Origin of the sequence: Tropicimonas sp. IMCC34043 (assembly GCF_003390845.1) — a bacterium.
Classification (GTDB): domain Bacteria; phylum Pseudomonadota; class Alphaproteobacteria; order Rhodobacterales; family Rhodobacteraceae; genus Tropicimonas.
Window position 1 is genome coordinate 1,276,048 of sequence record NZ_QMEK01000001.1, and the last position, 25,609, is coordinate 1,301,656.

24 protein-coding genes and 1 tRNA gene are annotated in these 25,609 nt (G+C 63.1%); 16 read left to right on the top strand and 9 right to left on the bottom strand.

Annotated features, from left to right (window positions below; translation table 11 throughout):
• Position 1: 1 nt before the first annotated feature.
• Positions 2–2,446, top strand: coding sequence for a PriCT-2 domain-containing protein (locus DQG17_RS05975; RefSeq protein WP_157973537.1), 2,445 nt, complete (start codon positions 2–4; stop codon positions 2,444–2,446).
• A 657-nt stretch (positions 2,447–3,103) separates the two neighbouring features.
• On the opposite strand, the gene DQG17_RS05980 is transcribed toward DQG17_RS05975, so the two are convergent.
• A complete protein-coding gene (locus tag DQG17_RS05980) occupies positions 3,104–3,643 on the bottom strand; it encodes a hypothetical protein (RefSeq protein ID WP_116131811.1) in 540 nt (179 codons plus the stop codon).
• A 202-nt stretch (positions 3,644–3,845) separates the two neighbouring features.
• Here DQG17_RS05980 and DQG17_RS05985 point away from each other — a divergent pair, with 202 nt between their 5' ends.
• The 9 genes from DQG17_RS05985 to DQG17_RS22065 all read left to right on the top strand — a co-directional run bounded on the left by DQG17_RS05985 (position 3,846) and on the right by DQG17_RS22065 (position 9,353).
• Positions 3,846–4,109 carry a hypothetical protein gene (locus tag DQG17_RS05985; protein WP_116131812.1) on the top strand — a complete coding sequence of 88 codons (264 nt, stop codon included), beginning with the start codon at positions 3,846–3,848 and terminating at the stop codon, positions 4,107–4,109.
• A gap of 35 nt (positions 4,110–4,144) precedes the next feature.
• Positions 4,145–5,470 carry a DUF4055 domain-containing protein gene (locus DQG17_RS05990; RefSeq protein ID WP_232829339.1) on the top strand — a complete coding sequence of 442 codons (1,326 nt, stop codon included), beginning with the start codon at positions 4,145–4,147 and terminating at the stop codon, positions 5,468–5,470.
• Between the two features lie 15 nt (positions 5,471–5,485).
• Positions 5,486–5,995, top strand: a complete 510-nt coding sequence (locus DQG17_RS05995) for a hypothetical protein (protein WP_116131814.1) — start codon at positions 5,486–5,488, stop codon at positions 5,993–5,995.
• A gap of 131 nt (positions 5,996–6,126) precedes the next feature.
• Positions 6,127–6,522: a hypothetical protein gene (locus DQG17_RS06000; RefSeq protein WP_116131815.1), complete on the top strand. Its 396-nt coding sequence runs from the start codon at positions 6,127–6,129 to the stop codon at positions 6,520–6,522.
• Positions 6,515–6,850, top strand: coding sequence for a hypothetical protein (locus DQG17_RS06005; RefSeq protein ID WP_157973538.1), 336 nt, complete (start codon positions 6,515–6,517; stop codon positions 6,848–6,850). Before DQG17_RS06000 ends, DQG17_RS06005 begins: the two co-directional genes overlap by 8 nt.
• Positions 6,851–6,852: 2 nt before the next feature.
• Positions 6,853–7,437: a hypothetical protein gene (locus tag DQG17_RS06010; RefSeq protein ID WP_157973539.1), complete on the top strand. Its 585-nt coding sequence runs from the start codon at positions 6,853–6,855 to the stop codon at positions 7,435–7,437.
• Entirely contained in the window at positions 7,430–8,224 is a 795-nt protein-coding gene (locus DQG17_RS06015) for a terminase large subunit domain-containing protein (RefSeq protein WP_116131818.1), read from the top strand. Before DQG17_RS06010 ends, DQG17_RS06015 begins: the two co-directional genes overlap by 8 nt.
• The gene (locus DQG17_RS06020) at positions 8,199–8,909 is read left to right on the top strand and encodes a hypothetical protein (protein ID WP_116131819.1); all 711 of its coding nucleotides are present in this window, start codon (positions 8,199–8,201) and stop codon (positions 8,907–8,909) included. Before DQG17_RS06015 ends, DQG17_RS06020 begins: the two co-directional genes overlap by 26 nt.
• Before the next feature lie 309 nt (positions 8,910–9,218).
• On the top strand, positions 9,219–9,353 hold the full coding sequence (locus DQG17_RS22065; RefSeq protein ID WP_255415637.1) for a hypothetical protein: 135 nt from the start codon (positions 9,219–9,221) through the stop codon (positions 9,351–9,353).
• A 70-nt stretch (positions 9,354–9,423) separates the two neighbouring features.
• Here the strand turns inward: DQG17_RS22065 and DQG17_RS06025 are convergent, their stop codons facing one another.
• Positions 9,424–9,963: a hypothetical protein gene (locus tag DQG17_RS06025; RefSeq protein WP_116131820.1), complete on the bottom strand. Its 540-nt coding sequence runs from the start codon at positions 9,961–9,963 to the stop codon at positions 9,424–9,426.
• 158 nt (positions 9,964–10,121) lie between these two features.
• Between DQG17_RS06025 and DQG17_RS06030 the strand changes: the two genes are divergently transcribed.
• Positions 10,122–10,925: a hypothetical protein gene (locus tag DQG17_RS06030; protein WP_116131821.1), complete on the top strand. Its 804-nt coding sequence runs from the start codon at positions 10,122–10,124 to the stop codon at positions 10,923–10,925.
• Here DQG17_RS06030 and DQG17_RS06035 read toward each other — a convergent pair.
• Positions 10,922–12,226, bottom strand: coding sequence for a DNA cytosine methyltransferase (locus DQG17_RS06035; protein WP_116131822.1), 1,305 nt, complete (start codon positions 12,224–12,226; stop codon positions 10,922–10,924). The genes DQG17_RS06030 and DQG17_RS06035 overlap by 4 nt on opposite strands.
• A gap of 64 nt (positions 12,227–12,290) precedes the next feature.
• A complete protein-coding gene (locus DQG17_RS06040) occupies positions 12,291–12,698 on the bottom strand; it encodes a very short patch repair endonuclease (RefSeq protein ID WP_116131823.1) in 408 nt (135 codons plus the stop codon).
• A gap of 86 nt (positions 12,699–12,784) precedes the next feature.
• Here DQG17_RS06040 and DQG17_RS06045 point away from each other — a divergent pair.
• Positions 12,785–12,858: transfer RNA gene (locus DQG17_RS06045), tRNA-Gly, on the top strand.
• A 233-nt stretch (positions 12,859–13,091) separates the two neighbouring features.
• Positions 13,092–14,450, top strand: a complete 1,359-nt coding sequence (locus tag DQG17_RS06050) for a cytochrome c peroxidase (protein ID WP_116131824.1) — start codon at positions 13,092–13,094, stop codon at positions 14,448–14,450.
• 13 nt (positions 14,451–14,463) lie between these two features.
• Here DQG17_RS06050 and DQG17_RS06055 read toward each other — a convergent pair whose 3' ends face one another.
• From DQG17_RS06055 to DQG17_RS06065, 3 genes are all read right to left on the bottom strand, one after another.
• Positions 14,464–16,818 carry a TRAP transporter large permease subunit gene (locus DQG17_RS06055; RefSeq protein ID WP_116131825.1) on the bottom strand — a complete coding sequence of 785 codons (2,355 nt, stop codon included), beginning with the start codon at positions 16,816–16,818 and terminating at the stop codon, positions 14,464–14,466.
• Positions 16,819–16,827: 9 nt separating this feature from the next.
• Positions 16,828–17,742, bottom strand: coding sequence for a TRAP transporter small permease subunit (locus tag DQG17_RS06060; RefSeq protein ID WP_116131826.1), 915 nt, complete (start codon positions 17,740–17,742; stop codon positions 16,828–16,830).
• 94 nt (positions 17,743–17,836) lie between these two features.
• Entirely contained in the window at positions 17,837–18,919 is a 1,083-nt protein-coding gene (locus tag DQG17_RS06065) for a TRAP transporter substrate-binding protein (RefSeq protein WP_116131827.1), read from the bottom strand.
• Between the two features lie 253 nt (positions 18,920–19,172).
• Here DQG17_RS06065 and DQG17_RS06070 point away from each other — a divergent pair, with 253 nt between their 5' ends.
• The gene (locus DQG17_RS06070; RefSeq protein WP_116131828.1) at positions 19,173–20,663 is read left to right on the top strand and encodes a cache domain-containing protein; all 1,491 of its coding nucleotides are present in this window, start codon (positions 19,173–19,175) and stop codon (positions 20,661–20,663) included.
• Positions 20,660–21,304: a response regulator transcription factor gene (locus tag DQG17_RS06075; protein WP_116131829.1), complete on the top strand. Its 645-nt coding sequence runs from the start codon at positions 20,660–20,662 to the stop codon at positions 21,302–21,304. The genes DQG17_RS06070 and DQG17_RS06075 overlap by 4 nt, the downstream gene beginning before the upstream one ends.
• 208 nt (positions 21,305–21,512) lie before the next feature.
• On the opposite strand, the gene DQG17_RS06080 is transcribed toward DQG17_RS06075, so the two are convergent.
• A complete protein-coding gene (locus tag DQG17_RS06080; RefSeq protein WP_116131830.1) occupies positions 21,513–22,118 on the bottom strand; it encodes a GNAT family N-acetyltransferase in 606 nt (201 codons plus the stop codon).
• Between the two features lie 166 nt (positions 22,119–22,284).
• Entirely contained in the window at positions 22,285–23,313 is a 1,029-nt protein-coding gene (locus tag DQG17_RS06085; RefSeq protein ID WP_116131831.1) for a cytochrome-c peroxidase, read from the bottom strand.
• Between the two features lie 405 nt (positions 23,314–23,718).
• Between DQG17_RS06085 and DQG17_RS06090 the strand changes: the two genes are divergently transcribed.
• Complete coding sequence (locus tag DQG17_RS06090; protein WP_116131832.1) at positions 23,719–25,473, top strand: acetolactate synthase 3 large subunit; 1,755 nt, start codon at positions 23,719–23,721, stop codon at positions 25,471–25,473.
• Positions 25,474–25,609 lie beyond the last annotated feature (136 nt).

Genomic DNA, 25,609 nt, shown 5'->3' on the forward strand with positions numbered 1-25,609 from the left:
CATGGAAATCATCAAACAGTTGGCAGCCCTCGGTAACACGGGGGCGCACACCGAAGGCTATGTTGACCGTGCGAAGGGCAAGTTTGCCTATCGCAAGGTCGATGGGCCTATCACGGTGGACATGATCGCGGCACACCTCAACGGCACACAGCCGCTCGGCATGTATCTGAACGTGGACGAGGCGCAGCAGAAGTCACACTTCCTCGTGCTCGACTTCGACGATCACGACAAGAAAGGCATCGCCTATCAGCCGACGCTCGAAGTCGCGATGCACCTTGCCGCGCGCGAAATCCCGTTCCTCGTGTTCCGCTCCGGCGGAGGGCATGGCTATCACATCTGGCTTGCCTTCGAGAATTCGCGCCGCGTCGATACGATCAAGGAGGACGCGAAACGCCTGCTCGCAGGCGTGGAAAGCGACGGCGCGACCTTTGTCGCCGTGTCGTCGGGCAATCTCAACCGCGCCGTCATGAACGCCAAAGGGCAGAAGATCGGTGTTGAGCATGGCGTCGAAGTTCTGCCCAAGGGCTTCGGCGAGCAGAACGTCGCTCTGCCTTGCTCACGCGCGAGTGTGCCCATGCGCCTCGAAAAGGACGGCACGACGGTCAGCCTTGTCGAGTGCGCGCTTGACGACCTCGAATTGCAGTTCGTGCCGACAAAGAAAGCTGGCCGCAAGAAAGCAGACGACGCCGCAGGCGTGGACAACGACGCGGCCTTCGATGCCTTCATTCAGAAATATGATCCCGACAACCGCGACGAATGGGGCGCTGCGGGCATCTGCCTGCAAGCGGCGTTTGGCAAGGAAAACGCATGGGCGCGCGGGCGATGGGTCGAATGGTCGAAGACCTCGCCGAAATATCGCGCAGGCGATGAAACCGAATGGGACGGCCTGTCAGGCGCGAACCAATACTCACCCCTGTCGTTCTGGCGCATCGCGAAGGAACACGGCTACAGCGGCGATTGGCCGTTCAAGGCGGCAGAGCAGCGAAAACTGCTCGCGCTCGACTTCCTCGCCGACACGCGGATTCTGCGCGACCAATCCGACGTTGCCTATGCCGAGTTGAAGCCGCGCGAGTGGGTTCGCATCGACACCAACGACTTCAAGAACCGCTGCGCCTACGGAATGCTTCGCGAATACGGCAAGCTGCCGCAAGAGCAGGACGTGAAAGGCGCGCAGATGATCGCACTTGCACAGGCAGCAGAGACCGCGCCTGAGCATGTCGATTTGCGGTTCGCGCGTGTCGGCGGCAAGCGATATGTCTTTCTCGCCGATCCTGCCCGCACGATCATCGAGATCGACGACGAGGGTTGGCGCGTCAACAACGATGCCCCTGTGCAGTTCCGCAAAGGCGTCGGCTTGCCCATGTCGCTGCCCGAACAAGGCGAGTTGTCAGACCTGATCAACTTCTTGAACGTGGACGATGACTCGATGGTGTTCCTGCTTGCGTGGATGGTCACGGCGATCATCAACCCCGGCCAACAATGCCCTATCGCCATTCTCGACGGTTCGGCTGGCTCGGCCAAGTCATCGACCCTAGCAACCCTGATCGAAATCCTCGATCCGCGCGTCGGTGCGCAGGCAGGCGAACCTGGCTCGGAAGATGACCTCGTCGTGACTGCCTATCAATCGGCTGTCATGTCCTTCGACAACGTTGAAGCCCTAGCGCGCCTGTCTGACGCCTTGTGCCGCCTCTCGACGGGCGGCGGGTTGAGCAAGCGAAAGCTGTATTCTGACGGTGACGTGTTCGCGGTCGATGCGATGCGGCCTTTGCTGATCGCGGGCCTCGATCCAACGTTCTACAAGCAAGACCTCATCGAGCGGATCGTTCGCGTCACCCTGACACGCCCCAAAGCCTACATGGACGAGGACGAGTTTCGCGCCTATCGGGCGGCGAACATGGCGCGGTGGCGCGGCGCGCTTTACAGCCTCGTCTCGCGCGTGCTGCGCGACGTTCATTCGGTCAAGCAGACGAGTTCGCGTTTCGGCGTGTTCTCTCGGGCAGGCGAGTGTGTCGCGCGCGCGCTCGGCAAGCCTGACGGCTGGTTCGGCCTCGCCTATGCCAAGATGCGCCTTGAAATGGCCGAGGAAGCAGCGACGGCGGATAGCGTCTACATCTTCCTCGTCGATTACCTTGCCGCAGGTGACAACTTCATCGGCACCAAGGTCACGGCGACGGCGGCTGAGTTGTTCCTTGAGATGAAAAGCACGCTCGCCGATCTGTCGAACCTGATCTCGATGAAAGACGTTCCGGGGAACGCGCGGGCGATCTCGCCGCGCATCGTGCAGGCATCGACGCTGCTTGAGAAGGCCCACGGCTGGCGCGTGTCGCGTGGTCGGCATCGCGAGTTCATCTTTGAGAAGGTCGCGAAGGTCGAGGCAACGGCAGACGACATTCTTGCCCTGATGCGTGACCATCAGAACGGCATCGCTGACGCCGCAGGCTTCTGATCCAAATTGGTTGGATCGAAATAGTTGGATCGCGGTTTTCGCGGTCCGACGCCTTTTCGCGGGCAGCGTTGTAACAGTTCGTGACCTGCGGTCGATCCAACTAATTCATGGATCGGTTGGGGCACGTTCGGGCTGGCTATGACGCGGTGCGATGCGCTCGGGCGTTGGGCGCAACGCAAAAACGCAAATCGGGGTGGATTTCAAATCTATATACGCGAAATCAATGGATGGATGGATCGCAGGTCACAGCTTTGTTTCATCCATCCATCCAACTATTACGCGCAAGGGATTTTAAAACCCATGGTGGTTTGCCGTTTTGCGTTGCGCCTGACGGATTCTCTCAGGATCGCCCGAACCGAATACGGGGCAGCGACTCCACCTTCTTTCGTGCTCGCTGCCTGCCCGATGATCGCTCACCTACAAGCCACCTACAAACCGCATTACCGCACCAAGCAATATCAATAGGTTAGCGGGCCAGAACGTATGTTGTCTGACCATACGTCAGAAGGCAGGCACAACATGTCGTGGTGGGTGGATCATAGCACCACAATACTCACCCGATGCAACAGAAGGCCCGAAGGGGACCCCCTCCCACTGAGAAGCGGACCCCCGCACCACCCTCGGACAGAATTTTTCAGAATTTTTCGCACAACCGCATCAAACATCGTCAGGTGGTCCCGGCCAAGCCCACGTCCTGCCTGAGACCTTGGTGAGGTGCGCAAGCTGAGCATGGACCGTATCTGAGACATGGGCATTGACCCAATCCACCAAATCCTCCCAATGGCGCGGTGCACCTAGGCAGAGTGTCATGTTGATGGTGAACTTTACGTCCACCCGATCCGGCTGAACATCATAGTCGATAGCGGTGCCCACGGTTTCGTGGTCGCCATGATGTGCATGACGCTTGTGCCGAAGGTCCATCAGTTCATCGTGAGTGGGTTGAAGGCGTTCGGGAACTTGCGCGCGGGTCAGTTTGGTTACACCCGTTGTCTCCGTGAAAAGTCGGCCATACGCGGTGACAAGCGCGGAAGTCAAAGTCTCGACCTCGAGCATGAATTCCATCGTCAGTTCGACTTCGAGGGATTTCAACCGCCCATACGCATACGCGACTTGCTGCGCTGCATTCATCATAAGGATCGCTCGCTCTAAGCGTTTACGCTCCCTATCGAATTGAGCCAAGAATTCATCGTTTGACATCACCCCTCCCTTTGTCCGCCCAAATTCGGCGAAGCAATGTTTCTTCGCGATTGCAGCATTTTAGGACGATCTGGCCTGAACTCTGGTCGAGATTCAATCGAAGTTTGCCGATGATCGAAATGCGCAGCGACTGGCCCCTGTGGGCGGCGGTTTCGCGCGCCTAGCTCCTTCTGGCCGCCGCCCACAACCCTTGTGAGGAAACATGCAGATCATCATCGAAGACAAAGGCGACGCGGTCGCGCTGATCGAGAAAACGGACTCGTCCTCGTCGCAACTCGTCATCCCCGTGTCGAAGGCACAACTCATCCACGGGATGAAGGAAGTCCTCGGCGATCCCTTCAAGACGGACGTGTTCATCGGCGACGTGATGCTCGCGAAAACCCGTGACGGCTTGGCCGTTCACACGCAGGTCGGGCGGTTCTCGATCCCCTACGTTCACGCGTTCCCGCTGCTGTCGGAGGCGTGATCATGAGGCCGCAGAAGCCCCGGCACGACCGCCGTATGCAGGACTACTACCTGATCCGCGACTGTCTCGAAGGCGAGCGGCAAATCAAGGATCAAGGGGAACTCTACACCCCGAAGCCTGACGGCATGTCGTCCACCAACTATCAGCATTACATCGACCGTGGGTCGTTCTACGGCGCGCCCGAGATGACCCTTCGCGCCCTCGTCGGCCTCGCGCTGCGCAAGGATCCCGTCATTCGCCTGCCTTCGCGCCTCGAACCGATGCGGCTGCGCGCGACCAACGACAAAGCGCCGTTGCAGGTGCTCATCGAAGACATGGTGCGCGAAGTCACGTCGATGGGGCGTTTTGGGCTGATGCTCGACTTCCCGCGCGCAGGCACAACGGCTATCACGACGCCGCACTTCGTGACATGGACTGCCGAGACGATTGCGGATTGGGACACGCAGTATGTCAATGGTCAGAAGGAACTGACCCGCGTCGTGCTCGTGTCAGACGAGGACTTCGACGGTGCCGACGTTTTCGTTGAACTCGTCCTTGAAGACACGATCTACAAGATTCGCCGCTTCATCCGTGAAGGTCAGCCCGAGCGCCGCGTGGACATTGGCGACGAGATCATTCCGACGATCAACGGGAAGGCGCTGAACTACATTCCCTTCCTGATGGTCAGCCACGAAAGCTTGCGGCCCTCGGACGTGAAACCGCCGCTGCTCGATCTGTGCAACCTCGCCATCTCGCACTTCAAGAATTCCTGCGACCGCGAGCACGCAATCTTTCTGAGCGGATCGCCGACGCCGTGGATCGCGGGCAGCGTGCCGATTGACCGCGTGCCGAAGGCAATCGGTTCGGGCACGGTGTGGAACCTGCCCGAAGGCACGCAGGTCGGTATGCTCGAATACACAGGCGCGGGCGTCGCCTCCATGAAGGAGTTGATGCAGGAGAAAATCGACATGATGGCGACGCTCGGCGCGCGGATGTTGTCGGTCAACATGAACCGCAACGAGACCATCGACACAGCGACGCAGCGCACGCGGTCAGAGCTGTCGTTGCTGCACTCGACGGTCGTCATGGTGGAGGCGGCGCTTACCCGCCTGCTGCGCCTCGCTGCTGAGTGGCTTGCGGCATCGCCGGACGACGTGTCCGTTTCGTTCTCGCGCGACTTCATCGAGATCGCGATGGAACCGAAGATGGTCGAGGCGCAGTTGAAACTGTGGCAAGGCGGCATGATCTCCCGTGCGACCCTCTACGAAAACCTCCAGCGCGGCGAGATCGCGCGGGCAGACCGCCCGTGGGAGGACGAGAAAGACATGATCGACGAGGAAGGCGGCGATCTGTCTGCGCCTATCATTCGCCCCGTGGCGTGACGCGGAGCGAACGGCATGACGCCAGAGCAACACCTGTTTCTCGCCGTGATGCGTCAGAGCTTGGTCGATTTGTTCATCGGCACGCCGTCGTCGTCAAACCCCCAAGAGGGTGATTTGATCCGACGCGAAGCCCTCGCCTTCTTCACCGATGCGACAGGCGGTTGGGCGCGCAGCCGTCAGCACATTTGCACGATCATCGACCGAGACCCCGATGCCGTGCGCCTCTCGATCATCGCGATACTTGAAGGGGCAGAACTGCCCTACATGGGCGACGTGCGCGGGAACGGCCTCGAAAAAGCGCGTGCATTGTGGGCGGAACAAAAGGACCGGGAGGCAGCGGCACAGGCCGAACGCCTGAGACGGGCGACACCAACGACCGTCGCGCCGCCTGCCGCCCCTGCTGCTCCCGTTGCGCCGAAGACGGCCCGCATCAAGGAGTCGAGGAAGGCGGCAAAGCCTTGGTTGTGCCCTCCGCTCGCTCCCGAAGACTGGGCGGCCTATGACGGAATCGAAGTAACTGTCTGATACTGCAATCGTATTCTGCCCCCTGTGTCCCGCATAATGACGGTGCAAGGCAGGGAGCCCGGCATCTCTCACGTTCAGGGGGAGGCAGGTCTTCGGGCCTGCCTCTTTTCTTTTGAACGTGGAGATGACGAATGAGCGAACAGAACGACAAGCTGATGGAGCAGTTCATCGAAAAGGCAGCGCCGCGCCTGCTCGATGCCCTGAAAGACTCCATCGCGAAGCAGATCGAGGAAAGCACGCGCGGGCTGAAAGAGTCGGCGACGCGGATGCTCGACGAGATCAAGGACACGAAGCGCGCAGCAGCCGAGAAGGACGACGCGCTGGCCGCGACGACGAAACTGCTCGCGGCCCTCGACGAGAACGACCGCAAGCGCGCAGCCGAAAACGCTGGTCTCGACCGTTTCTTCAAAGCAGCCGACACGGTGCGCCTGACGCGCACGCAGGCGCGCGACCCGAAAATCTATCGCGAAGCGAAAGCGGCGGCCGAGAAAGCGGGCACGCGGCTGGAGATCACCGACGATGAATGAAAGTCATCTCGCGCGATTGCTCGCCTCCTACTTCCTGTTTCACCACACGGACCCAACCATGACGCGGGATCGCATTCGGATCGACGAATACGGGGGTCTTTTCGTCGATGGTGAACCGATGGACGACAAGACGCGCCTGCGCGTCGGCGTGCTGACCTGCATCATCCTCGATTGCGTCGGCGGCGACACTGACCCCGACATCTCGAACCGTCTCGGCGATCATTTCGCCTATCGCGACGCGACGCTCTGGGTCGCGAAACTGCTGCGGAAAGGGGCATTCATTCACGTTCTCGGTGAGTTTCTGCACAGGCGGGGGCAAGCCGCATGAACATGCACCGTGTCCTGTCAGTTCTGCCGAAAGAGACGGGCACCGGGCGTCGGGGCGTTCTTCGGAACCGTCCCGACGTAGGCGAGATCGTCGTCGATCTCGTCCTTGGCCGCCGTTCAGGTGCAGACATCGCGAAGCGCACGGGCGTCGATTACGAGACGGTTCAGCGGTTCAAGAAGCGTTTCCTGACCGACGAGGTTCGCAAGGTCGTTCTCGCGGAGTCGCAGCAGGCCGAGGCGAACAAGCTCGATGCGCAGATCAACGCGGGACAGGACGAAGTGCAGCACGGCCTTCGGTCGATCATCGACGAGCAGAAGAAGCTCTACAAGGAAATCCGCGCGAACCGCGACCTCGACGGCAACGAAGGCATCCTCGCGATGCTGTTGCGCGACCAAGGGCAATCCCTCGAACGCCTGCTCAAGTCCTACACCGCCTTGAAGGAGAAAACGACCATCGTGCTTTCGATCAACGAAAGCCCCGAATGGTCCAAGTTGCAGGAAGTGCTCTACGCGACCTTCGCCGAACACCCCGAGGCATTCGACACCTTCCGCGCCCTCACGCGTGAGCGGAGGTTGCGGCTTGAATGAACTCGGCCTGTTCCTTCGCACCCTTGAGGAACGCGTCGATCCGACCGCGCTGTTCGAGCGTGTCGTCGGCTCGGCCTGCGATCCGTGGCAGCATCAAATGCTCACGAACACGTCGCCCTTCGCGATGGTGCTGGCCTCCCGTCGTATCGGCAAGTCGCAGACGACAGCCATTCTTGCGGCACAAACCGTTGCGGCACCTAACCAAACCGTTCTGATCCTCTCCTATACCCTCAATCAGTCGCAGTTGCTGTTCAAGAAATGCCTGCAAGCTTGGGAGGCCATGAACTTACCCATCCAGAAAACGCGCCTGACGCAGCAAGTCATGGACCTAGAGAACGGCTCGACCATCGTCTGCGTTCCTGCGGGACAAGACGGGGCATCGGCTCGTGGCTATGGCGTCAAGGACGGCGGCATTTTGATCTACGAGGAAGGCGCGTTCATCGCGGATGAGGTTTTCGACGCGACGCTGCCCATTCGCGAAGATGGAGGTCGCATCCTCCTTATCACGACGCCGGGGCGGAAGGGCGGCTTCGCCCACAAGCTCTGGACCGAAAACGACGACGTTGAGAAGATTACGGCTCGCTCAACAGATTTGCCGCGCATGGCCGAGAAGATCGCCTTCGACCGCCGCTTCATGCCGCCGATGCAATTCGCGGTCGAGCATGAACTGCGGTGGATGGGCGGCGGCACACCCTTTTTCGACACTGACACCATCACCAATGCCTTCACCGACACCCCTGAACTGATCCTTGGAGACTTCTATGCAGGAACTCACGCAAATCGGTGAGCGGCTTGTCTTGCCCTGTTCTGACCCCGCCGTGACCGTCGTCCCCGGCTATCGCCGTTACCTCGTCGGTCTCGACATTGCGCAGTCACGCGACCAGAACGCCTTTTCGATCATACTCGACGAGCGCGTGCCGCAGTGGACAAAGTATGCGCAAGAACTCGGGCCGCGTCGCCGTGTCGTCGTCCGCGCCGAGCGCATCCCGCTCATGGCCTACACGGAACTTGCCGTTGTGGTGCGCAACCTGATGATGGACAAGATGCTGACCGACCGTGCCTATCTCGTGGTGGACGCGGGCGGGCCGGATCGCGCGTTCTGCGATCTGCTGAACACGAAGGCCGTGATGCACACGCGGATGCAGATCGTCGGCGGCGAAAACGAGAATGAGACCCGCGAGCGCGACATCCGCTTCAACAACGTCGGCAAGAACTTCTTGATCGGTTCGCTCAACTCGGCCCTCCACACGAGCGAATTGCAAATCGGCAATTTTCCGATGCGGCGTGAGTTGCAGACCGAACTCGAGTCCTTCGAGATGACCGTGGGCACGTCGGGGCGCGTTCGCATCGAAGGCGGCACGGACGCTGGGCACGCGGACATCGCCATGGCAACCGCGATGGCCTACTGGCTGTCCGATCATCGAAGCGTCGGCGCGCATATCGGCGAGACGCCGCTGCGCGGCTATTGGTGAGCGCCGCAGCGAAACCGGTGTAGCGCGGGCGTTGTGGTGTCGGCGGGTATCATCGCAGGGCAAACGGCGGAACCGCCTTCGCTGACGCACTGCTGCGCCTCGTGCGGGCGGCAACGTTCTCGAATGTTAAGCAACACCCTCTGATGGCGAGGCTTTTCGCGTCGTGAGACTTTCTCTTTGTCCACTGAACACAAGGAGCAAGGACAACATGAAGAAGTCTTACGACGAAACTTGGAGGGAAATCGAGACGCTGCGCGACTTCCTGACGGAATGTGGCACTCGTTTCAGCGTCGGCAAGGAGGTCTCGGCATGAGCCCCAGCGTTCGCAACAGGCTGCGCATCATCAGCCGGGGCCTCGACCGCAGCTGCCACGTTCGGCTGACCTATCTCGGTCGCACCTACATTTTCATGGAAGGTCGGTGGTGGACCGCGCCCGACCTCTGACGGCATCAAAAAAATGTCACGCGAAGGGGCGGCCATCGAGCCGCCCCTTTCATATTCTAAGTTCGCGATCTCAACCAGCGGGCTTCGCCGCCGCGCGCAAAGGCACGACGTTCGACCCCTTCGGCAGCATCAGGTGCAGTACGCCATTCTCACGTCGCACGCCGAGGCCAGCGGCCTTGAGGTCGGTGTAGATCGCAGCCGAAGCCACGTCGCGTTTCCAGCCCGTGGCCGTCGCGAGTTGATCCAACGTGCAGCCGTTCAGAAGGGCCTGAACCATCGCGTGCCGCTTCGTGCCTTCCCGGATCGGGCGGACATTCGACAGATCGGTTGTCGGCTCGACGAGAACGCGGTCTGCTAAGGCGCGAACTTTTCTGATCTTCGGCATGTCAACACCGCCAGCGGCGCGGGCGTCCTGCCGCGCGTCAGCAAGCACCTTGACGGCCTTGCGAGCAGCAGCAATTGCCGCCGTCTTCGACTTCGCGCCCGTGATGGCGTTCGCAATGTCATCGTCCGTCCAGCACTCGACGAGGAAGTCGAAGCCGTCCTTGTCATAGTTGGCGACTGCGTACTCGCGGACGGCGGCGATGAGGTCTGCTTTCGAGATGGTCATGTCAGTTGCTCCGTTGCTGGGGCCGCAGATGGCCCGTGACATGACGTTCGGACCTTCCGTAGAAGCGATGCAACCGAAATATTCGGTCGTTAGTTCTATCGTGACTTGACTCGTGAACAGAAGTGCCTATCTGGTGGGGACAGAAGAAGGAGCTTCTCATGCTGACCCAGATGACCAACGAAGAACTGATGACCATTCCGAAATACGACCGCATTGCGGTTTACCTGTTTCGGCACCTGACCAAGGGATACAGCGCCGCCACGCTCCCCAATGAAATGCTTTTCGATCAGGAGACTGTCCGGCAGGCGATGCGGCAGGCGGTGGCTGATGGCGTCATTGACCGCGAGGTCGCGAACGTGCCTGACATCAAGTATACCTACGACGCCCGCCGGAATTTGCCGACCGAAATGGAGCAAGCGGGACCGATGACTTGGTTGCAGAACGGCAAAGGAAAGTACGTCTTGCGGCGCACGCGTCGGAAAAATGTGATCGACTTTGACGCCCTCGGTGTCGATCCTGCACTTGAGCCTGTGGTCGATCAGACGCCCAAGTTTATCTCTGCGCTGCTCGGGCAGGACGAGCAGGCGGTGTTCACGCGGGTTCGCAACGCTCACCTGATTTCCACCTTCCTCGGCTTCCAGTCGATGGCCATCCAAGGCCACCATCGCACAACTGTCAGCTACGGGCAGATCGAGATTGACGAAGTTCAGGCGGGTATCGACGGCACGCAGGAGACCATTGTCCCGATCTCGGGCAAGGGCGGGCAGGATCATTTGTCATGGTCGCAGGCGTTGAACCTGAACACCTATGGGGTTCAGAAGGCGCCGATCCCCGGCCTCGCTGTTCGCAGTCTCGGCCTTTGGCGCGATGATCTCAACACCGTCTGGATCGTCGAGTTCAGCCCCCACACCGACATTGACGAGATCGAAATCGTCAAGGTGCGGCGTTTCACTTTCCGCTAAAGCGAAGCCTCGATTTCGTGTTGCTTCCGCTTCGTCGCGCCACTCTTGCGATCCCGCCGCCCGATGGGGTTTTCAATCGACCAGAAGGCGGCGGCTTGCGACATGTCCATGCGCAGCAGCGCATCGTCGCCCAGAGCGACGGCTACACTCGGTCGCGTCGGTTTTACGCCCAAAGCCTCGATGACCTTCCCAGCGATTGCTCGGGCAAGCGGCGGAGGAACCGCGTTACCGATTTGCCGCGCCCCATGCCATTTGGTCTCGTGGAAGCGGAACCAGTCGGGGAAACCGTGGAGGCGTGCCATTTCGCGCACCGTGACACAGCGGGCAAATGCGTAATGGATCGGCCGCGGGCTAGTGAACGCGCCTCGCGCAGCATCGGTGCCCGCGCGGAGGGTGTTCGAGACGCCATTGGGTGGCAGTTTGAAGAAACGCGAGATCGGTTCGACTTTGCCGGGTTCAGTCGAGGCAAAGCGGCGTCGAGAGATTTCGGTGTGGTCGGTGCGCAAGCTGGAAGTCAACAGCGCAGGGTTCCAGAGCCGAGGGTGGCCGAAGTGCCATGCGTCATTCCCGATGCAGCGCAGTTCCTTAGCGTAGTCGCTTGGTTCCCCAAGGGCCTCGACAGACACCTCATCCGTCGCAAGCAAGGCGTCGAAGGCCTCGGCGTCAGGCAGATCGCCAAGTGCATCGCAACAGGTCGGGCCACTAGGACTGCCGCAGTTGGTCGTTCCTGCCGCGTGCGTCGTCTGCGCGGGGTATTCGGGAATAGGTGTGTCGCCGCGCGCGCCGAGTAGGATGAACCTCTTACGGTCCTGCGGCACACCGTGATCTGCGGCGTTCAAGACCTTCCACTCGCGCCGCACGCGATAGCCGCGCGCCTCGAATGCCTCGATGAGTTCGACGAGGAACTTCCGGTGCTTCCCGACTGTCAGCCCCTTCACATTCTCGAAAACAAAGGTCTTCGCCTTCAACTGATCGACGATCCGCACGAAGTCGAGCACGAGCGAGTTGCGAGGATCGTCGAGGGCACGCTGCCCGATCATCGAAAACCCTTGGCAAGGTGCGCCGCCGAACACCACGTCAACGTCACGGTCGCCGATGCCTGCAAGCGAACGAATCTCGTCGCCCGTCAGGTCGGTGACGGAACGAGCGATAACCGCGCAGTCTGGGAAGTTGAACTTGTGGATCGCAGCATGAACAGGGTCGATCTCGACAGCGGCAACGACATCGAATCCAGCCTGCTCGAAGCCGAGGCTCATCCCGCCTGCGCCCGCGAATAGGTCGATTCCGATAGGCCGCTTCATCCTGCCCCTCCGTTGATGCGTTTTGCGCAACGTATCGTGGGCGACGCGATTTGCCCACCGAAATCTAGGCGTCGAGGAACGCGGCGACGCGCTCGACTGTGGAAGAAAGGTCGCGTAGCTCACACTGCCAGACCACCATCGCCTGCCAGCCTTTGTCGCCGAGCAGGGTTAATACTCGGTTGTCTCGGGCCTTGTTCGCCTCGATCTTCGGCAACCAGTATTCTGCTCGTGACTTGGGGGCCTTGCCCCACCGACACCCGTGCCCATGCCAGAAGCAGCCGTGAACGAAGATCGCCTTGCGCCGTGCGGGAAAAACCAGGTCAGGCGATCCGGGCAGGTCGCGCCGATGAAGTCGATACCGATAGCCCTGCGCGTGCAAGGCACGCCGCAGGATCAACTCGGGTTTGGTGTCTTTCTGACCGACCTTCGACATGATGAAGGATCGACGGTCGGGCGTGACGTGATCGGTCATGCGGAAAGAATAGTGTCTCCGGTCGCTGGCATGAAGGCGCTTTGTGCTTGAAGCCGCCACACTGAAACGGTATTCAGATCGACGTTGCGGGTGTAGCTCAATGGTAGAGCATTTGCTTCCCAAGCAAGTGACGAGGGTTCGATTCCCTTCACCCGCTCCAAATTTTTGTAGGTGGCACGCGCTGCCTACAAAACGCCTACAAAACGCCTACAAAACACGCGGAGCGTCTGATCTAACCGCTTGATGATGCAGACGGTTTTTGGCTGAGAACGTATGTTTCCCAAGCTGCATACGAGGGTTCAATTCCCTTCACCCGCTCCAACCACCCTGCCATGCTGCGTCGCGGGACCACCCGCTGGTCAAACCGCCGTTTCGGCGCGTAGGCTCTGGCACATGACAAAGCGGATTCGCCTTCTTATCCTCGTTCCTGCCACCTTGGCGCTGTTTGCGGCCGCAGTTCCCCTGCCCGCTGCCGACCGGCCCGTTCCCGATCTGCCCGCGCCGGTCACCGATGCCGACTATATGGCCACCGATCCGGCCATGGTCGCACTGGGGCGGCTGCTGTTCTGGGATCCGGTCCTGTCGGGCAACCGCAACATCGCCTGCGCCACGTGCCACCATCCGCGCTTTGGCACCTCGGACGGGGTATCGCTGTCGATGGGCGAAGGCGGCATCGGGCTTGGCCCCGAGCGCCGTGGCGACCCGGCCGACCTGCCCGAACAGCGGATCCCGCGCAATGCGCCGGCGCTGTTCAACCTTGGTGCAACGGCCTTTACCACGCTGTTTCACGACGGCCGGATCGAGGCCGATCCGGCCAAGCCGAACGGCCTGAGGACACCGCTCGACGACGAGATGGTGCAGGGGTTCTCGGGCGTGCTGTCGGCCCAGACCATGTTCCCGGTGCTGGCGCCTGACGAGATGGCCGGGCACTATGGCGAGAACGACGTCTCGAAGGCCGTGCGCTCGGGGCAACTGACCGGGCCGGGCGGCGCCTGGGATCTGATCGCGGCCCGGGTGGCAGCGATCCCGGCCTATCGGCAGGGGTTCGAGGCAGCCCTTCCCGAGGTTGCGGCCGGGCGGCCGATTGCCTTTACCGACATCTCGAACGCCATCGCCGAATTCATGGCGGTCGAATGGCGCTCGGACGACAGCCCCTTTGATAGCCACCTGCGGGGCGAGGCGCCGCTGACCGGGGCTGCGGCCCGCGGGATGGCATTGTTCTATGGTCCGGCGGGCTGCAGCAACTGCCATTCCGGGCCGTTTCAGACCGATCACGGATTTCACGCCATGGGGGTGCCGCAACTTGGCCCCGGCAAGGCCGAGCGGTTCGAAAGCCATTCGCGCGACGAGGGACGGTTTCGCGTGACCGGCCGGGCCGAGGATTTCGCGGCCTTCCGCACGCCATCGCTGCGCAACGTGATCGCGACCGCCCCCTATGGCCACGACGGCTCGCACCGGGACCTGACGGCTTTCCTGCGGTTCCACGCCGACCCGGTGGCGGGACTGGCCGGTTACGACCGCGCCCAGCCGGTGCTGCCGCCGCTGGAGAGCAAGCCAGACTGGGCCGAAATGGACAACCCCGAGGAACGCGCCCGGCTTGCCGCCGCCGTCGTCACCCCGCCCGTCGTGCTGAGCGAGGCGGAGATCGCGGACCTTATGGCCTTTCTGGCCAGCCTGACCGACCCCGTGGCGCTGTCGGGCCGGATGGGCATCCCCGAAACGGTGCCAAGCGGGCTGCCGGTCGACCGCTAGGCGACGCCCGCGCCTAGGGACCGAGCAGATCCGGCACGATTGTCACCACGCCCGGGAACAGCCACAGCAGCCCCAGCGTCGCGATCTGGATCAGGACGAAGGGCAGCACGCCGCGATAGATGTGGCCGGTCGTCACCTCTTTCGGGGCGACGCCGCGCAGATAGAACAGGGCAAAGCCGAAGGGCGGCGTCAGGAAGCTGGTCTGAAGGTTGACCGCGATCATGATCGTCACCCATTTCGGATCCATGGTGCCGCCATAGATCACCGGGCCGACAATCGGGACGACGATATAGATGATCTCGAGGAAATCGAGCACGAAGCCCAGGATGAACAGCACCAGCATGACGATCAGGAAGACCGCCAGTTCGCTGTCATAGCTGCGCAGGAAGCTCTGGATATAGTGCTCGCCGCCGAACGAGATCACGACGAGGTTCAGAAGCTGCGATCCGATGAGGATCGTGAAGACCATCGAGGTGACCTTGGCGGTCTCGCGCACAACCGGTCCCAGCACGCCCTTGCCGAGCAATACCCAGCAGGCATAGGCGATGCCGAACATCGCAAACAGGTAGGTGCCCTGGGCCACCACGAAGGCGATCCAGTTCTCCACCGCGACAGTGTCCTGGTTCATCCGCAGATCGAAGTTCACGCCGACCAGCAGCATGACGATGATCGAGAAGGTCGCCCAGATGACGATCTGGCCCTTGCCGTCCTCCTCGGCCAGCCGGCGATAGGCGGCGAGCATCAGGGCGCCGCCGGCGCCAAGTGCCGCAGCCGGCGTCGGGTTGGTAATGCCGCCCAGAATCGAGCCGAGCACCGCGACGATCAGCACGAGCGGCGGGAAGACCACCCGCAACAGCTCGTTCTTCCCCAGCATCCGGGCCGCCCCACGGCACCCCCAGAGCGTCAGCGCCAGCGGCAGGGCAAGGATCGCGACGGTCGTGCCGGGGCTGGTCAGCGGCCCGATCCAGAGCCAGTCGGCGACAAGTGCCAGCGCGACCCCGGCGGCCCCGACCAGCAGCGGCGCGGGATCGTCCCTCGGTGCGACCCCGCGCGCCGTGCTCAGCACCAGTGCGAGCAGCAGGAAGCCCGTGACGATGGCGCTTGAAAGCGGCGCGACCCCGGCGATCTTTTCGATCCTCGCTGCGTCCATCTGGTCGTCGGTCAGGCGGTGGGCCTGTTCGGATCCGCCTGCGGCATTGATCTGGTCCTGTTCGGCAACCGCGCGGTCCCAGGCCGCCTGCCCGTGCAGTTCGATCATCGCGGCCTGGCATTGCGGGCTGACATTGGTGCGCAGGCTGGCGGTGCTCCCGGCCTCGGAAAAGCTCGAGACCGTCACGTCCTGCGAACCGATCACCTGCACCTGCCCCAGAAGGATCGCGCCGCAGATCAACGCCGCCGGAACCCCGAGAAACCAGATCAATCCGTGGCTCCGCCCGATGGGATCGCCCGCGCCGTGACCCAGTTCGACCGGCGGCGCCTTGTCGGGGTTCAAAAGCGCATAGCCAAGCGCATAGGCGGCATAGAGCACCGCCAGCAGGATGCCGGGCAGCATCGCCGACTGGAACAGCGTTCCGACCGACACCACCGCAGGTTCGCCCAGATAGGTCAGCGCATCGCTGCAACCGGCAAGCTGGGCGCGCGCCTCCTGTGCCGTTGAATAGATGTCGCCGGCAAGCGTGCCGAGCAGCACGATGACGATCGAGGGCGGGATGATCTGGCCAAGCGTCCCCGAGGCGGCGATGACGCCGGTCGCAAGCTCGGGCGAATAGCGGTTGCGCAGCATGGTCGGCAGCGCAAGCAGGCCCATGGTAACGACGGTGGCGCCGACGATGCCGGTCGAGGCGGCAAGGAAAGCGCCGACAACGACGATGGAAACCGCAAGGCCGCCGGGCATCGGCCCGAAGACCCGCGCCATCGTGGTCAGCAGATCGTTGGCAATCTTCGAACGTTCAAGCGTGATGCCCATCATCACGAACATCAGCACCGCCAGCAGGGTCTCGATCGACTGCCCCGCCAGCACGCGCTCGTTCATCCGGTTGACGATGAAGCTGAGGTTGCGGTCCATCGCCTGTTCCCAGCCGCCGGGAAACAGCGGCTCGGCCAGCCGCGGCAGGTCGGGGTATCGAAAGGTCGAGATCGCGTCGGGATGAACCCCCTGCCCGGTCAGCGCGCGGTACGCCTCGGACCCGGTGTCGACGGCCTGATGGATCAACAGCCCCGATCCGTCGAGCGCTGCAATGACGCCAAAGGCGATGATGCCCGCGCCCCCGATGGCGAAGGCGACCGGAAAGCCCGACAGGATCGCCCCGAAGAGGCAGAGAAAGACGATGATCAGGCCGATCTCGACCCCGTCCAGTCCGAAAATCATGCTCGCCCTCTAGTGAATTTCCGCCGCGCGTTCGGACTGCGGATCGCCCAGCCGGTCCTTGTCGAGGTATCTGCCTTCGGCCGCCTCGCCCTCGACCAGTTCCAGCCATGATCGCCAGACCACCGCCATGGCCTGCAGGAACACGAGGCCCGCGAAGGCGACGAGCAGGATCTTGAACAGGAAATAGGCGTCGAAGCCATTCGGGCTGAACCCGATCGTCTCGACGTTCCATTTCACGATCCGCGCCTTCTTCAGCATCAGTTCGAGCTTGTCGGAGGCCGAGATCTTGGGCGTTATCAGGTGCCGCCACATGAAGAACCAGCCGTACATCCAGATCAGGGTCGCCATCGGCATCATCAAGACCAGCGCACCGACGATATCGATGATCTTGCGGGTCCGGTAACGGACCACGGCATAGACCAGATCGACCCGCACATGGCCGCCCTGAACATAGGTCCAGGTGGCGCAGAGCGCGACGATCATGGCGTTGTAAAGCTTGAGCTGTTCAGACCACCACGACACGTCGTGGCTGATCATGGTGCCGAAGCCGAAGGAGATCTGCGCGGAGGCAAATACCCGCTGCACGAAGATGATGACGATCTGCTGCACCACCATCAGGAGCCCGACCCAGGCGACGACGCGTCCCAACGTGTTGGCGAGCGCTTCCAGTCCGATCACCATCCCCCACATGAAGCGGCGCGAGGCAAGGCCGATCCCGGTCAGGATCAGGAACAGCGTGAAGACGACGAAAAAGAACTGCACCGACCCGCCGTAATAGGCAAAGCGCATGATCGCCGCGGGATCGCTCCAGTTCAGCCACAGCGCGGGATGGGCCAGCGCGCGCACGACGTTGACGAAGGATTCGATGATGTTGGCCAGGGCCCATCCGGGGATGGTGCCGCCCCCTGCCTCGACTGGTTCCATGGTCGGGCTCTCCTGCGGTCGCGTCGCAACGTCTGCCGGGGATGGGCGGCGGGCGGTCCCTCCCCCGCCCGCCCGCCGCCCGACCCCGCAGCGCTCAGCCGAGCACGCGGTTGCGCTGCCGGGTAAAGACACCCTCGGATTGCTGGATCCAGCTCGAGGACGAGCGCAGCGACGCCTGATAGCTGTCGAAGATCCGCTTGTAGAGCTCGTCGCTCATGTTCTCCTGGAAGACCTCGCTGGCGGCGGCGCCAAAGGCATCCCAGACCGGGTCGGAGAACTCCATCACCTGTACGCCGCCCGACTTCAGCCGTTCGAGCGCCGCACCGTTGTTCTTGAGAAACAGCGTCAGGGTCCAGAGGTTCGACGCGATGGCCACCTGTTCGATCACCGCCTGCTGCGACGGCGTCAGGCTGTCCCAGACCTCGCGGTTCATCGCAAGCGACAGGCCCGGGCCCGGCTCGTGGAACCCTGCGGTATAATAGATCTTGGTGATCTCCTGGAATCCCGCTTTCTCGTCGGCCCAGGGACCGATCCATTCGGTGCCGTCGATCGCGCCCGAGGCAAGCGCCTGATAGACCTCGGCACCCGGCAGGTTCTGTACCGAGACGCCAAGCTTGCCCAGCACCTCGCCGCCCTGCCCCGGCATGCGGAACTTCAGCCCCTGGAAATCTTCGGGTCCGTTGATCGGCTTGCGGAACCATCCGCCGGACTGGGCGCCGGTGTTGCCGGCAAGGAAGGATTTCAGGCCAAAGATCTCGCCCAGCTCGTCGTGAAACTCGCGGCCGCCGTCGTGATAGTACCAGGTGTTCAGCTCCAGCGCCGTCATGCCGAACGGCAGCGATCCGAAAAACTGATAGCCCGGGTGCTGACCGACGAAGTAATAGTCGACGCCGTGATACATGTCGGCCTGTCCGGCGGTGACCGCATCGAACACCTCGAAGGCTCCGACAAGCTCGCCCGCCGCTTTCATCTCGACGGTCAACTGGCCATCGGTCCCGGCGGTGATCATGTCGGCACAATACTGCGCGCTGTCATGCACCCCGGCCAGACCCCGGCCCCAGGTGGTGACCAGCGTTAGCGTGCGTTTGCCCTGCGCAAGGGCCGGCGTGGCAAGAGCGGTCGCGGCGGCGGCCGACCCGCCAAGCGCCGAGGTCCTCAGAAATGAACGGCGATCCATGTTTCCCTCCCTGGAACGTGCGCGCCCACCCTTTGGAAGGGCGGATCCTTTTTGAGTGGAAGTCACCATAGTTGCGCGAGGGCCGTCGAAAAATACCGGAAATTGCGTAGAAGCCGCGAGAAAGTTGGCTTCTGACGCAACGGAATCTGCGATTTCAGCCGCCGGCAGCCAGACCGCCACAGGGACAGGCGCCGCGGCAAAGCCTTGCCAGCGGGACGTTCGCATGAATAACCTGCGCGCCAGAGGGGCCAAAATGCCCGCCGCGTCGCACAGCCTGGGAGGAGCTCTGCTGACCGTTTTCCACCGCCTTGCGCGCCTGCGCGCCGCCCTCAGCCCGGGCTGTGACCGGAGGGTGTTCCTTCTGGCCGCGGTGCCGCTGATCCTGGCACTGGCGGCGGTCGCGGTTCTTTTCGCCTTCCAGTCGCGCCAGCTTGCCGACCGCGAGATCGCCGATCTGGAAACCCGGCTGATCGAGGCGAAGAAACGCGAATTGCAGAATTATCTCTCGCTGGCGCGCAGCGCGATCTCGATCGACTATGGCCGCGCCGCGCCCGACGATGCCACGGCCAAGGAACGGGTAATCCAGACCCTTGCCGCCATGGTCTATGGCCAGGACGGCTATTTCTTTGTCTTCGACTATGACGGCACGAACCTTGTGGCGCCGCGCCAGACCGGGCTGATCGGGCGCAACTGGTCGGGGCTGACCGACGCCGAAGGCACGCCGGTCACCGACCGGTTGATTGCCATCGCCCGAAACGGCGCCGGCTATCACAGCTATCTCTGGCCCAAACCCTCGACCGGCGACGTGGCGCGGATGGTCGCCTATGTCGCCGGGCTTCAGGACTGGCAATGGGCGCTTGGTACTGGGATCTTCATCGACGATGTGCTCGACACCGTCGCCACCGCCCGGGCCGAGACCGAGGCACGGGTGCGCCAGACTTTCCTGTGGATCGCGCTGATCGCCGCGGCAGCGCTGCTGGCGGTGTTCCTGTCGGGGCTTGCGATGAACCTGCGCGACCGCAGTCGCGCCGACGCCAAGCTGAAGGCCTTGACCCAGCGCATCTTTGACACCCAGGAGGAAGAACGCGGCCGGGTGGCGCGCGAGCTGCACGATTCGATCAGCCAGATCCTTGTCGGCATCCGCTATGCGCTCGAACTCGCACGGCGGCGGCTGCGTTCGGGCGATGCGCGCGCCGAGGCCAATCTCGATACCGGGATCGATGCGCTGGGACAGGCGATCCACGAGGTGCGCCGGATCAGCCGCGACCTGCGGCCCGGTGTGCTCGACGATCTCGGGCTTGGCCCGGCGCTGCAGGCGCTGGTCGAGGATTTCGGGCAGCGCACCGGCATCGCGGTCGACTTCGAGACCGTGGTGTTCCGCAACCGGCTGGACCAGGAGGCACGGATCGCGCTCTACCGCATCGCCCAGGAGGCGCTGACCAATATCGAACGCCACGCCGGCGCCAGCCGGATCAGCCTGCGCGTCTTCGGCCATCCCGCCGGCGCGACGCTCCGGATCGAGGACAACGGCCGCGGCATGGCCGAGGCCCGCGCGGCCACCGGCCGGGGACAGGGCCTCGGGCTGCGCAACATGCAGGAACGGATCGACCGGCTGGACGGAAGCCTGCGCATCCAGTCCTCGCGCAGCGGCACGATGATCGAGGCGCAGGTGCCGCTCAGCCACCTGCTGCCGCCCGAAACCGAGGCCCCGCACGGCGGCGACACCGAAAGGCGGCTGGCATGAGACCGACCCGGGTGCTGGTGGTCGACGATCATCCGATGGTCGCCGAAGGGCTCGAGGCGATCCTCGAAAGCTATCCCGACATCGAGGTGGTGGGCACGCTCTCGAACGGGCGCGAGGCGGTCGAGCGGGTGGCCGCGCTTGCCCCCGATGTGGTGCTGATGGATCTGAACATGCCGGGCATGAACGGGTTGCACGCCACCGAGATCATGCTCGAAAAGAACGCCGATCTGCGGGTGGTGATCCTGTCGATGCACGACAGCCCGGAATACATCTCGACCGCCCTCGACCACGGCGCCCGCGGCTATATCCTCAAGGAGGTGGCCTCCGAAAGGATCAAGGAGGCGATCGACCGGGTGATGGCGGGCGAGCAATACCTCTGCACCGGCGCCCGCGCGGCGCTGCGCCCGGCAAGCCCGGCGGGGCGCGAACCGCTGACCAACCGCGAACAGACGATTCTGCTGCAACTGGCACAGGGGCGCTCGAACAAGGAGGTGGCGCAGGCGCTCGACATCTCGGTGCGCACGGTCGAAACCCACCGCAAGAACATCCGTCGCAAGCTCGGCATCAGTTCGACCGCCGGGCTGACCCGCTATGCGATGGAACACGGGGTACTGCAGGGCACCGGACGATCGTTGCGCTGATCCCGCCCCGACCACCGAGATCCCGCCGGGAATGACGCAGAACGCCGCCGCCCTCCCCCATTCTCGGCACAGCGCCAACGTCGCAACGGGCGTCGCATTCGGGCAAACGGGGTGCGGCGCCGGGGCGGGAATTGACCGGCCGCTGCCTCGGCGCCGGAGGCGCAAAGCCGGAGCGGTGCGCCCCTCCATACTCTCCAGACCCGCGACCTCAGCCGCCCCGCCCGCCCCGCTCCAGCAGCGACAAAAGGTTCGCGCGGACCGATGGCCAGTCCGAGGCCGTGACCGAATAGACCGCTGTGTCCCGGATCGTGCCGTTCGGCAGGATCTTGTGGGCGCGCAGGATCCCGTCGAGCCTTGCCCCCAGGCGTTCGATCGCGGCCCGGCTCTGCCGGTTCATCACATGGGTCCGGAATTCGACCGCGATGCAGTCAAGGTCCTCGAAGGCATGGCCAAGCAGCAAGAGCTTCGCCTCGGTGTTCAGCCCGCTGCGCTGGACCGAGGCTGCGTACCAGGTCGACCCGATCTCGAGCCGGCGGTTCGGGGCGTCTATGTTCATGTAGGTGGTCATGCCGATGGCGGCGCCATCGTCGGGCCGCAGCACCGCGAAGGGCAGCATGGTGCCGGCCGCCTGCTGGGCAAGCCGGCTGTCGATCTCGCCCGCGACCTGCCCCGGGGCAGGCACTGCGGTGTACCACAGCCGATGCAGCGCCCCGTCGGCCACGGCGGTTTCCAGATCGGGGCCATGCGCCGGCGCAAGCGGCGCCAATACGACGCGCGAGCCCCGCAACGTCACAGGTGTGATCCAGTCCTTCAAAGGTGATCCTCTCGGTGCAGGAAAGCCGGCGCAGAAAACACGATTGCCAACGGCCCCGCAACGAGTTTCCGCCGCCGCGGGGGACGCGGCGGCGGCAGTGCCGGATCGGGCACTCGACCGGACCGGTCGGTCCTGTCAGGTCTGGTCTGGCCTTGCCGGTCAGGCCCTAGGGCTGCGGACGCGGCGTATCGGCCGTGCTGGGAGGCAGGGTCGGATAGATCACCTGCGGCATCCGTCCGGTCAGGGCGCCAAGGAAGGCGACGATCTGGCCGACCTGGGCATCGTCAAGCTCTTCGCCCAGCTGCGCCGTTCCCATGATCGCCACCGCATCGTTCAGGTCCCAGACCGACCCCGAATGGAAATAGGGCGGCGTCAGGACGATGTTGCGCAGCGTCGGAACCTTGAAGACATATTCGTCGCCCTCGGTCCGGGTCACGGCAAACCGGCCCTTGTCGTCAGGCGGCAGCACCGCGGCATCCGGCGCCGCCATCACGCCGAAGGGTTGATAGCTGTCACCGCCGACGTTGATGCCGTTGTGGCAGGCCACGCAGCCGCTGTCGATGAAGGTTCTCAGTCCCGCCATCTGCTCGGCGTTCATCGCCGTATCGTCGCCCTTGAGGAACAGGTCGAACGGCGCATCGGGCGTGATCAGCGTGTCCTCGAAAGCGGCGATGGCACTGGTCGCGTTTTCGAAGGTCAGCGGATCGTCACCGGGGAAGGCGGCGGCGAAATAGGCTTCATAGCCCGGGATGCCCTTGAGCTGCTCGACCACATGTTCCGGGGTCGAGCCCATCTCGACCGGGTTCACCATCGGCCCGCCGGCCTGCGCCTGCAGGTCCGCGGCGCGGCCGTCCCAGAACTGTGCCAGGTTGTAGACCGAGTTCAGGACTGTCGGGCTGTTGCGCCCGCCTTCCTGCCAGCGGTGGCCAAGCGACACCCGCGCCAGATCGGCGCCGCCGGTCCCGAGGTTGTGGCAGGTATTGCAGCTTATGTTGTGCCCCTCCGAGAGCCGAGGCTCGAAGTAAAGCATCTTGCCCAGTTCCACCCGTGCCGCGTCCGGGGCAGGATCGGGGGTTTCGGGGATCGGTTCGAAAATCGCGATGGCCTCTTCGCGCAGCGCCGCGGGATCCTCTGCCGCGACCGCGGCGCCGGCTCCCGCAGCGAATGCTGCAATCGCATATCCGAGATGACGCATGGAATCTCTCCACAATAGCGTTTCGACGGGTCGCACATGTCCGTTCGACCACGAAACATATTAACATATGAATGTAATATGGGGGCGATCCGCAATGTCGCGGGGGCCATGAAATCTGCGCCGCCGCCCGTGCAGAGACCGGAACGCGACAGGTGCCGCGAAAGAATGTTTCAACAGGCGCGTCACCCGCGCCACTTTGTCCAGAAAAGCCGTTGACGCCCTCCGGCGAGACTCCTATGGTCCCGCGCACGAAACCGAAGGATCCCTGAGAATGATTGGCATTCTTGTACTCGTAGTGGAAAGGCGCATGGGCCGGTAACGGTTGACCCCATTTGGTTCCCATGCGCCCTCGTTCTACGGACGGGGGTTTTTTATTGCCGCGAAGCCTGACGATGGAGAGATGAGATGGCGCAGCAGATGACCGGAGCAAGAATGGTGGTTCAGGCCCTGAAGGATCAGGGTGTGGACGTCGTGTTCGGCTACCCCGGCGGCGCCGTACTTCCGATCTATGACGAGCTTTTCCAGGATCAGGGGATCAAGCACATTCTGGTCCGCCACGAACAGGGCGCGGCCCACGCGGCCGAAGGTTATGCCCGCTCGACCGGCAAGCCCGGCGTCGTGATCGTCACCTCGGGCCCGGGCGCAACCAATGCTGTCACCGGCATTACCGATGCGCTGATGGATTCGATCCCGATGGTCGTTCTGACCGGACAGGTCCCGACCTTCATGATCGGCTCGGATGCCTTCCAGGAGGCCGACACGGTCGGCATCACCCGGCCCTGCACCAAGCACAACTGGCTGGTCAAGGACACCGACGCCCTGGCGGCGACGATCCACCAGGGCTTTCACGTCGCAACCTCGGGCCGTCCCGGTCCGGTGCTGATCGACATCCCGAAGGACGTCCAGTTCGCCACCGGCACCTATCTGAGCCCGACCGAAGCGCCGGTCGGACATTATCAGCCGCGCGTCCGTGGCGATGTCGAGATGATCACCGCGCTGGTCGAGGCGCTGGAAACCGCCGAGCGGCCGATCTTCTATACCGGCGGCGGCGTGATCAACTCCGGCGTTCTGGCAAGCCAGCTGCTGCGCGACTTCGTCGACGCGACGGGCTTCCCGATCACCTCGACGCTGATGGGGCTCGGCGCCTATCCGGCCAGTGGCAAGCGCTGGCTCGGGATGCTGGGGATGCACGGCCTCTACGAGGCCAACATGGCGATGCACGACTGCGACCTGATGATCAACATCGGGGCGCGGTTCGACGACCGCATCACCGGCCGGATCGCCGATTTCAGCCCCGAGTCGCGCAAGGCCCATATCGACATCGACCCAAGCTCGATCAACAAGGTCGTGCGCACCGACTTCCCCATTGTCGGCGATGTCGCCCACGTGCTGGAAGACGCGCTCAGGATCTGGAAGGCACGCGGGCGTCGGCTCAACAAACCGGCACTGGCAAAGTGGTGGGCGCAGATCGAGGAGTGGAAGGCGATCCGCTGCCTTACTTACAAGCGTTCCGAAACCACGATCAAACCGCAATATGCGCTCGAACGGCTGGAGGCGCTGACCAAGAAGTACGACCGCTTCATCTGCACCGATGTCGGCCAGCATCAGATGTGGGCGGCGCAGTTCCTGAACTTCGACGCGCCGAACCGCTGGATGACCAGTGGCGGGCTCGGCACCATGGGCTATGGCCTGCCGGCCTCGATCGGGGTGCAGGTCGCGCATCCCGACGCGCTTGTCATCAACGTCGCAGGCGACGCCAGCTTCCTGATGAACATCCAGGAGATGGGCACGGCGCGGCAGTACGACCTGCCGGTCAAGCAGTTCATCCTCAACAACGAACGCCTCGGCATGGTGCGCCAGTGGCAGGAACTGCTGCACGGCCAGCGCTATTCGCACAGCTGGTCCGAGGCGCTGCCCGACTTCGTGAAACTGGCCGAGGCCTTTGGCGGCAAGGGCTTCCTGGTCTCGGACCCGAAGGATCTGGACGATGCGATCATGGAAATGATCGCCTATGACGGCCCCGTGATCTTCGACTGTCTGGTCGAAAAGCACGAGAACTGCTTCCCGATGATCCCCTCGGGCGAGCCGCACAACAAGATGCTGATGGGCGACGCGAAGACCCAGGACGCAATCAGCACCTCGGGCGCGGTGCTGGTCTGACACGCGTCAGGCGCAGTGGCGGGGACCTTACCCCGCCACTGCATCGCTCTTCCCAATTCCCTGCGATCCTCCAGCCTTCTTCTGCCGCAGCGTGAACGAGGCCAGACACCGGAGCGCAGCCGCAAATTGCCGCCGC

Coding starts and splice junctions, on each gene's coding strand:
- DQG17_RS05975 (WP_157973537.1), top strand. CDS start 2: ATGGAAATCATCAAACAGTTGGCAGCCCTCGGTAACACGGGGGCGCAC.
- DQG17_RS05980 (WP_116131811.1), bottom strand. CDS start 3,643: ATGTCAAACGATGAATTCTTGGCTCAATTCGATAGGGAGCGTAAACGC.
- DQG17_RS05985 (WP_116131812.1), top strand. CDS start 3,846: ATGCAGATCATCATCGAAGACAAAGGCGACGCGGTCGCGCTGATCGAG.
- DQG17_RS05990 (WP_232829339.1), top strand. CDS start 4,145: ATGCAGGACTACTACCTGATCCGCGACTGTCTCGAAGGCGAGCGGCAA.
- DQG17_RS05995 (WP_116131814.1), top strand. CDS start 5,486: ATGACGCCAGAGCAACACCTGTTTCTCGCCGTGATGCGTCAGAGCTTG.
- DQG17_RS06000 (WP_116131815.1), top strand. CDS start 6,127: ATGAGCGAACAGAACGACAAGCTGATGGAGCAGTTCATCGAAAAGGCA.
- DQG17_RS06005 (WP_157973538.1), top strand. CDS start 6,515: ATGAATGAAAGTCATCTCGCGCGATTGCTCGCCTCCTACTTCCTGTTT.
- DQG17_RS06010 (WP_157973539.1), top strand. CDS start 6,853: ATGCACCGTGTCCTGTCAGTTCTGCCGAAAGAGACGGGCACCGGGCGT.
- DQG17_RS06020 (WP_116131819.1), top strand. CDS start 8,199: ATGCAGGAACTCACGCAAATCGGTGAGCGGCTTGTCTTGCCCTGTTCT.
- DQG17_RS22065 (WP_255415637.1), top strand. CDS start 9,219: ATGAGCCCCAGCGTTCGCAACAGGCTGCGCATCATCAGCCGGGGCCTC.
- DQG17_RS06025 (WP_116131820.1), bottom strand. CDS start 9,963: ATGACCATCTCGAAAGCAGACCTCATCGCCGCCGTCCGCGAGTACGCA.
- DQG17_RS06030 (WP_116131821.1), top strand. CDS start 10,122: ATGCTGACCCAGATGACCAACGAAGAACTGATGACCATTCCGAAATAC.
- DQG17_RS06035 (WP_116131822.1), bottom strand. CDS start 12,226: ATGAAGCGGCCTATCGGAATCGACCTATTCGCGGGCGCAGGCGGGATG.
- DQG17_RS06040 (WP_116131823.1), bottom strand. CDS start 12,698: ATGACCGATCACGTCACGCCCGACCGTCGATCCTTCATCATGTCGAAG.
- DQG17_RS06050 (WP_116131824.1), top strand. CDS start 13,092: ATGACAAAGCGGATTCGCCTTCTTATCCTCGTTCCTGCCACCTTGGCG.
- DQG17_RS06055 (WP_116131825.1), bottom strand. CDS start 16,818: ATGATTTTCGGACTGGACGGGGTCGAGATCGGCCTGATCATCGTCTTT.
- DQG17_RS06060 (WP_116131826.1), bottom strand. CDS start 17,742: ATGGAACCAGTCGAGGCAGGGGGCGGCACCATCCCCGGATGGGCCCTG.
- DQG17_RS06065 (WP_116131827.1), bottom strand. CDS start 18,919: ATGGATCGCCGTTCATTTCTGAGGACCTCGGCGCTTGGCGGGTCGGCC.
- DQG17_RS06070 (WP_116131828.1), top strand. CDS start 19,173: ATGCCCGCCGCGTCGCACAGCCTGGGAGGAGCTCTGCTGACCGTTTTC.
- DQG17_RS06075 (WP_116131829.1), top strand. CDS start 20,660: ATGAGACCGACCCGGGTGCTGGTGGTCGACGATCATCCGATGGTCGCC.
- DQG17_RS06085 (WP_116131831.1), bottom strand. CDS start 23,313: ATGCGTCATCTCGGATATGCGATTGCAGCATTCGCTGCGGGAGCCGGC.
- DQG17_RS06090 (WP_116131832.1), top strand. CDS start 23,719: ATGGCGCAGCAGATGACCGGAGCAAGAATGGTGGTTCAGGCCCTGAAG.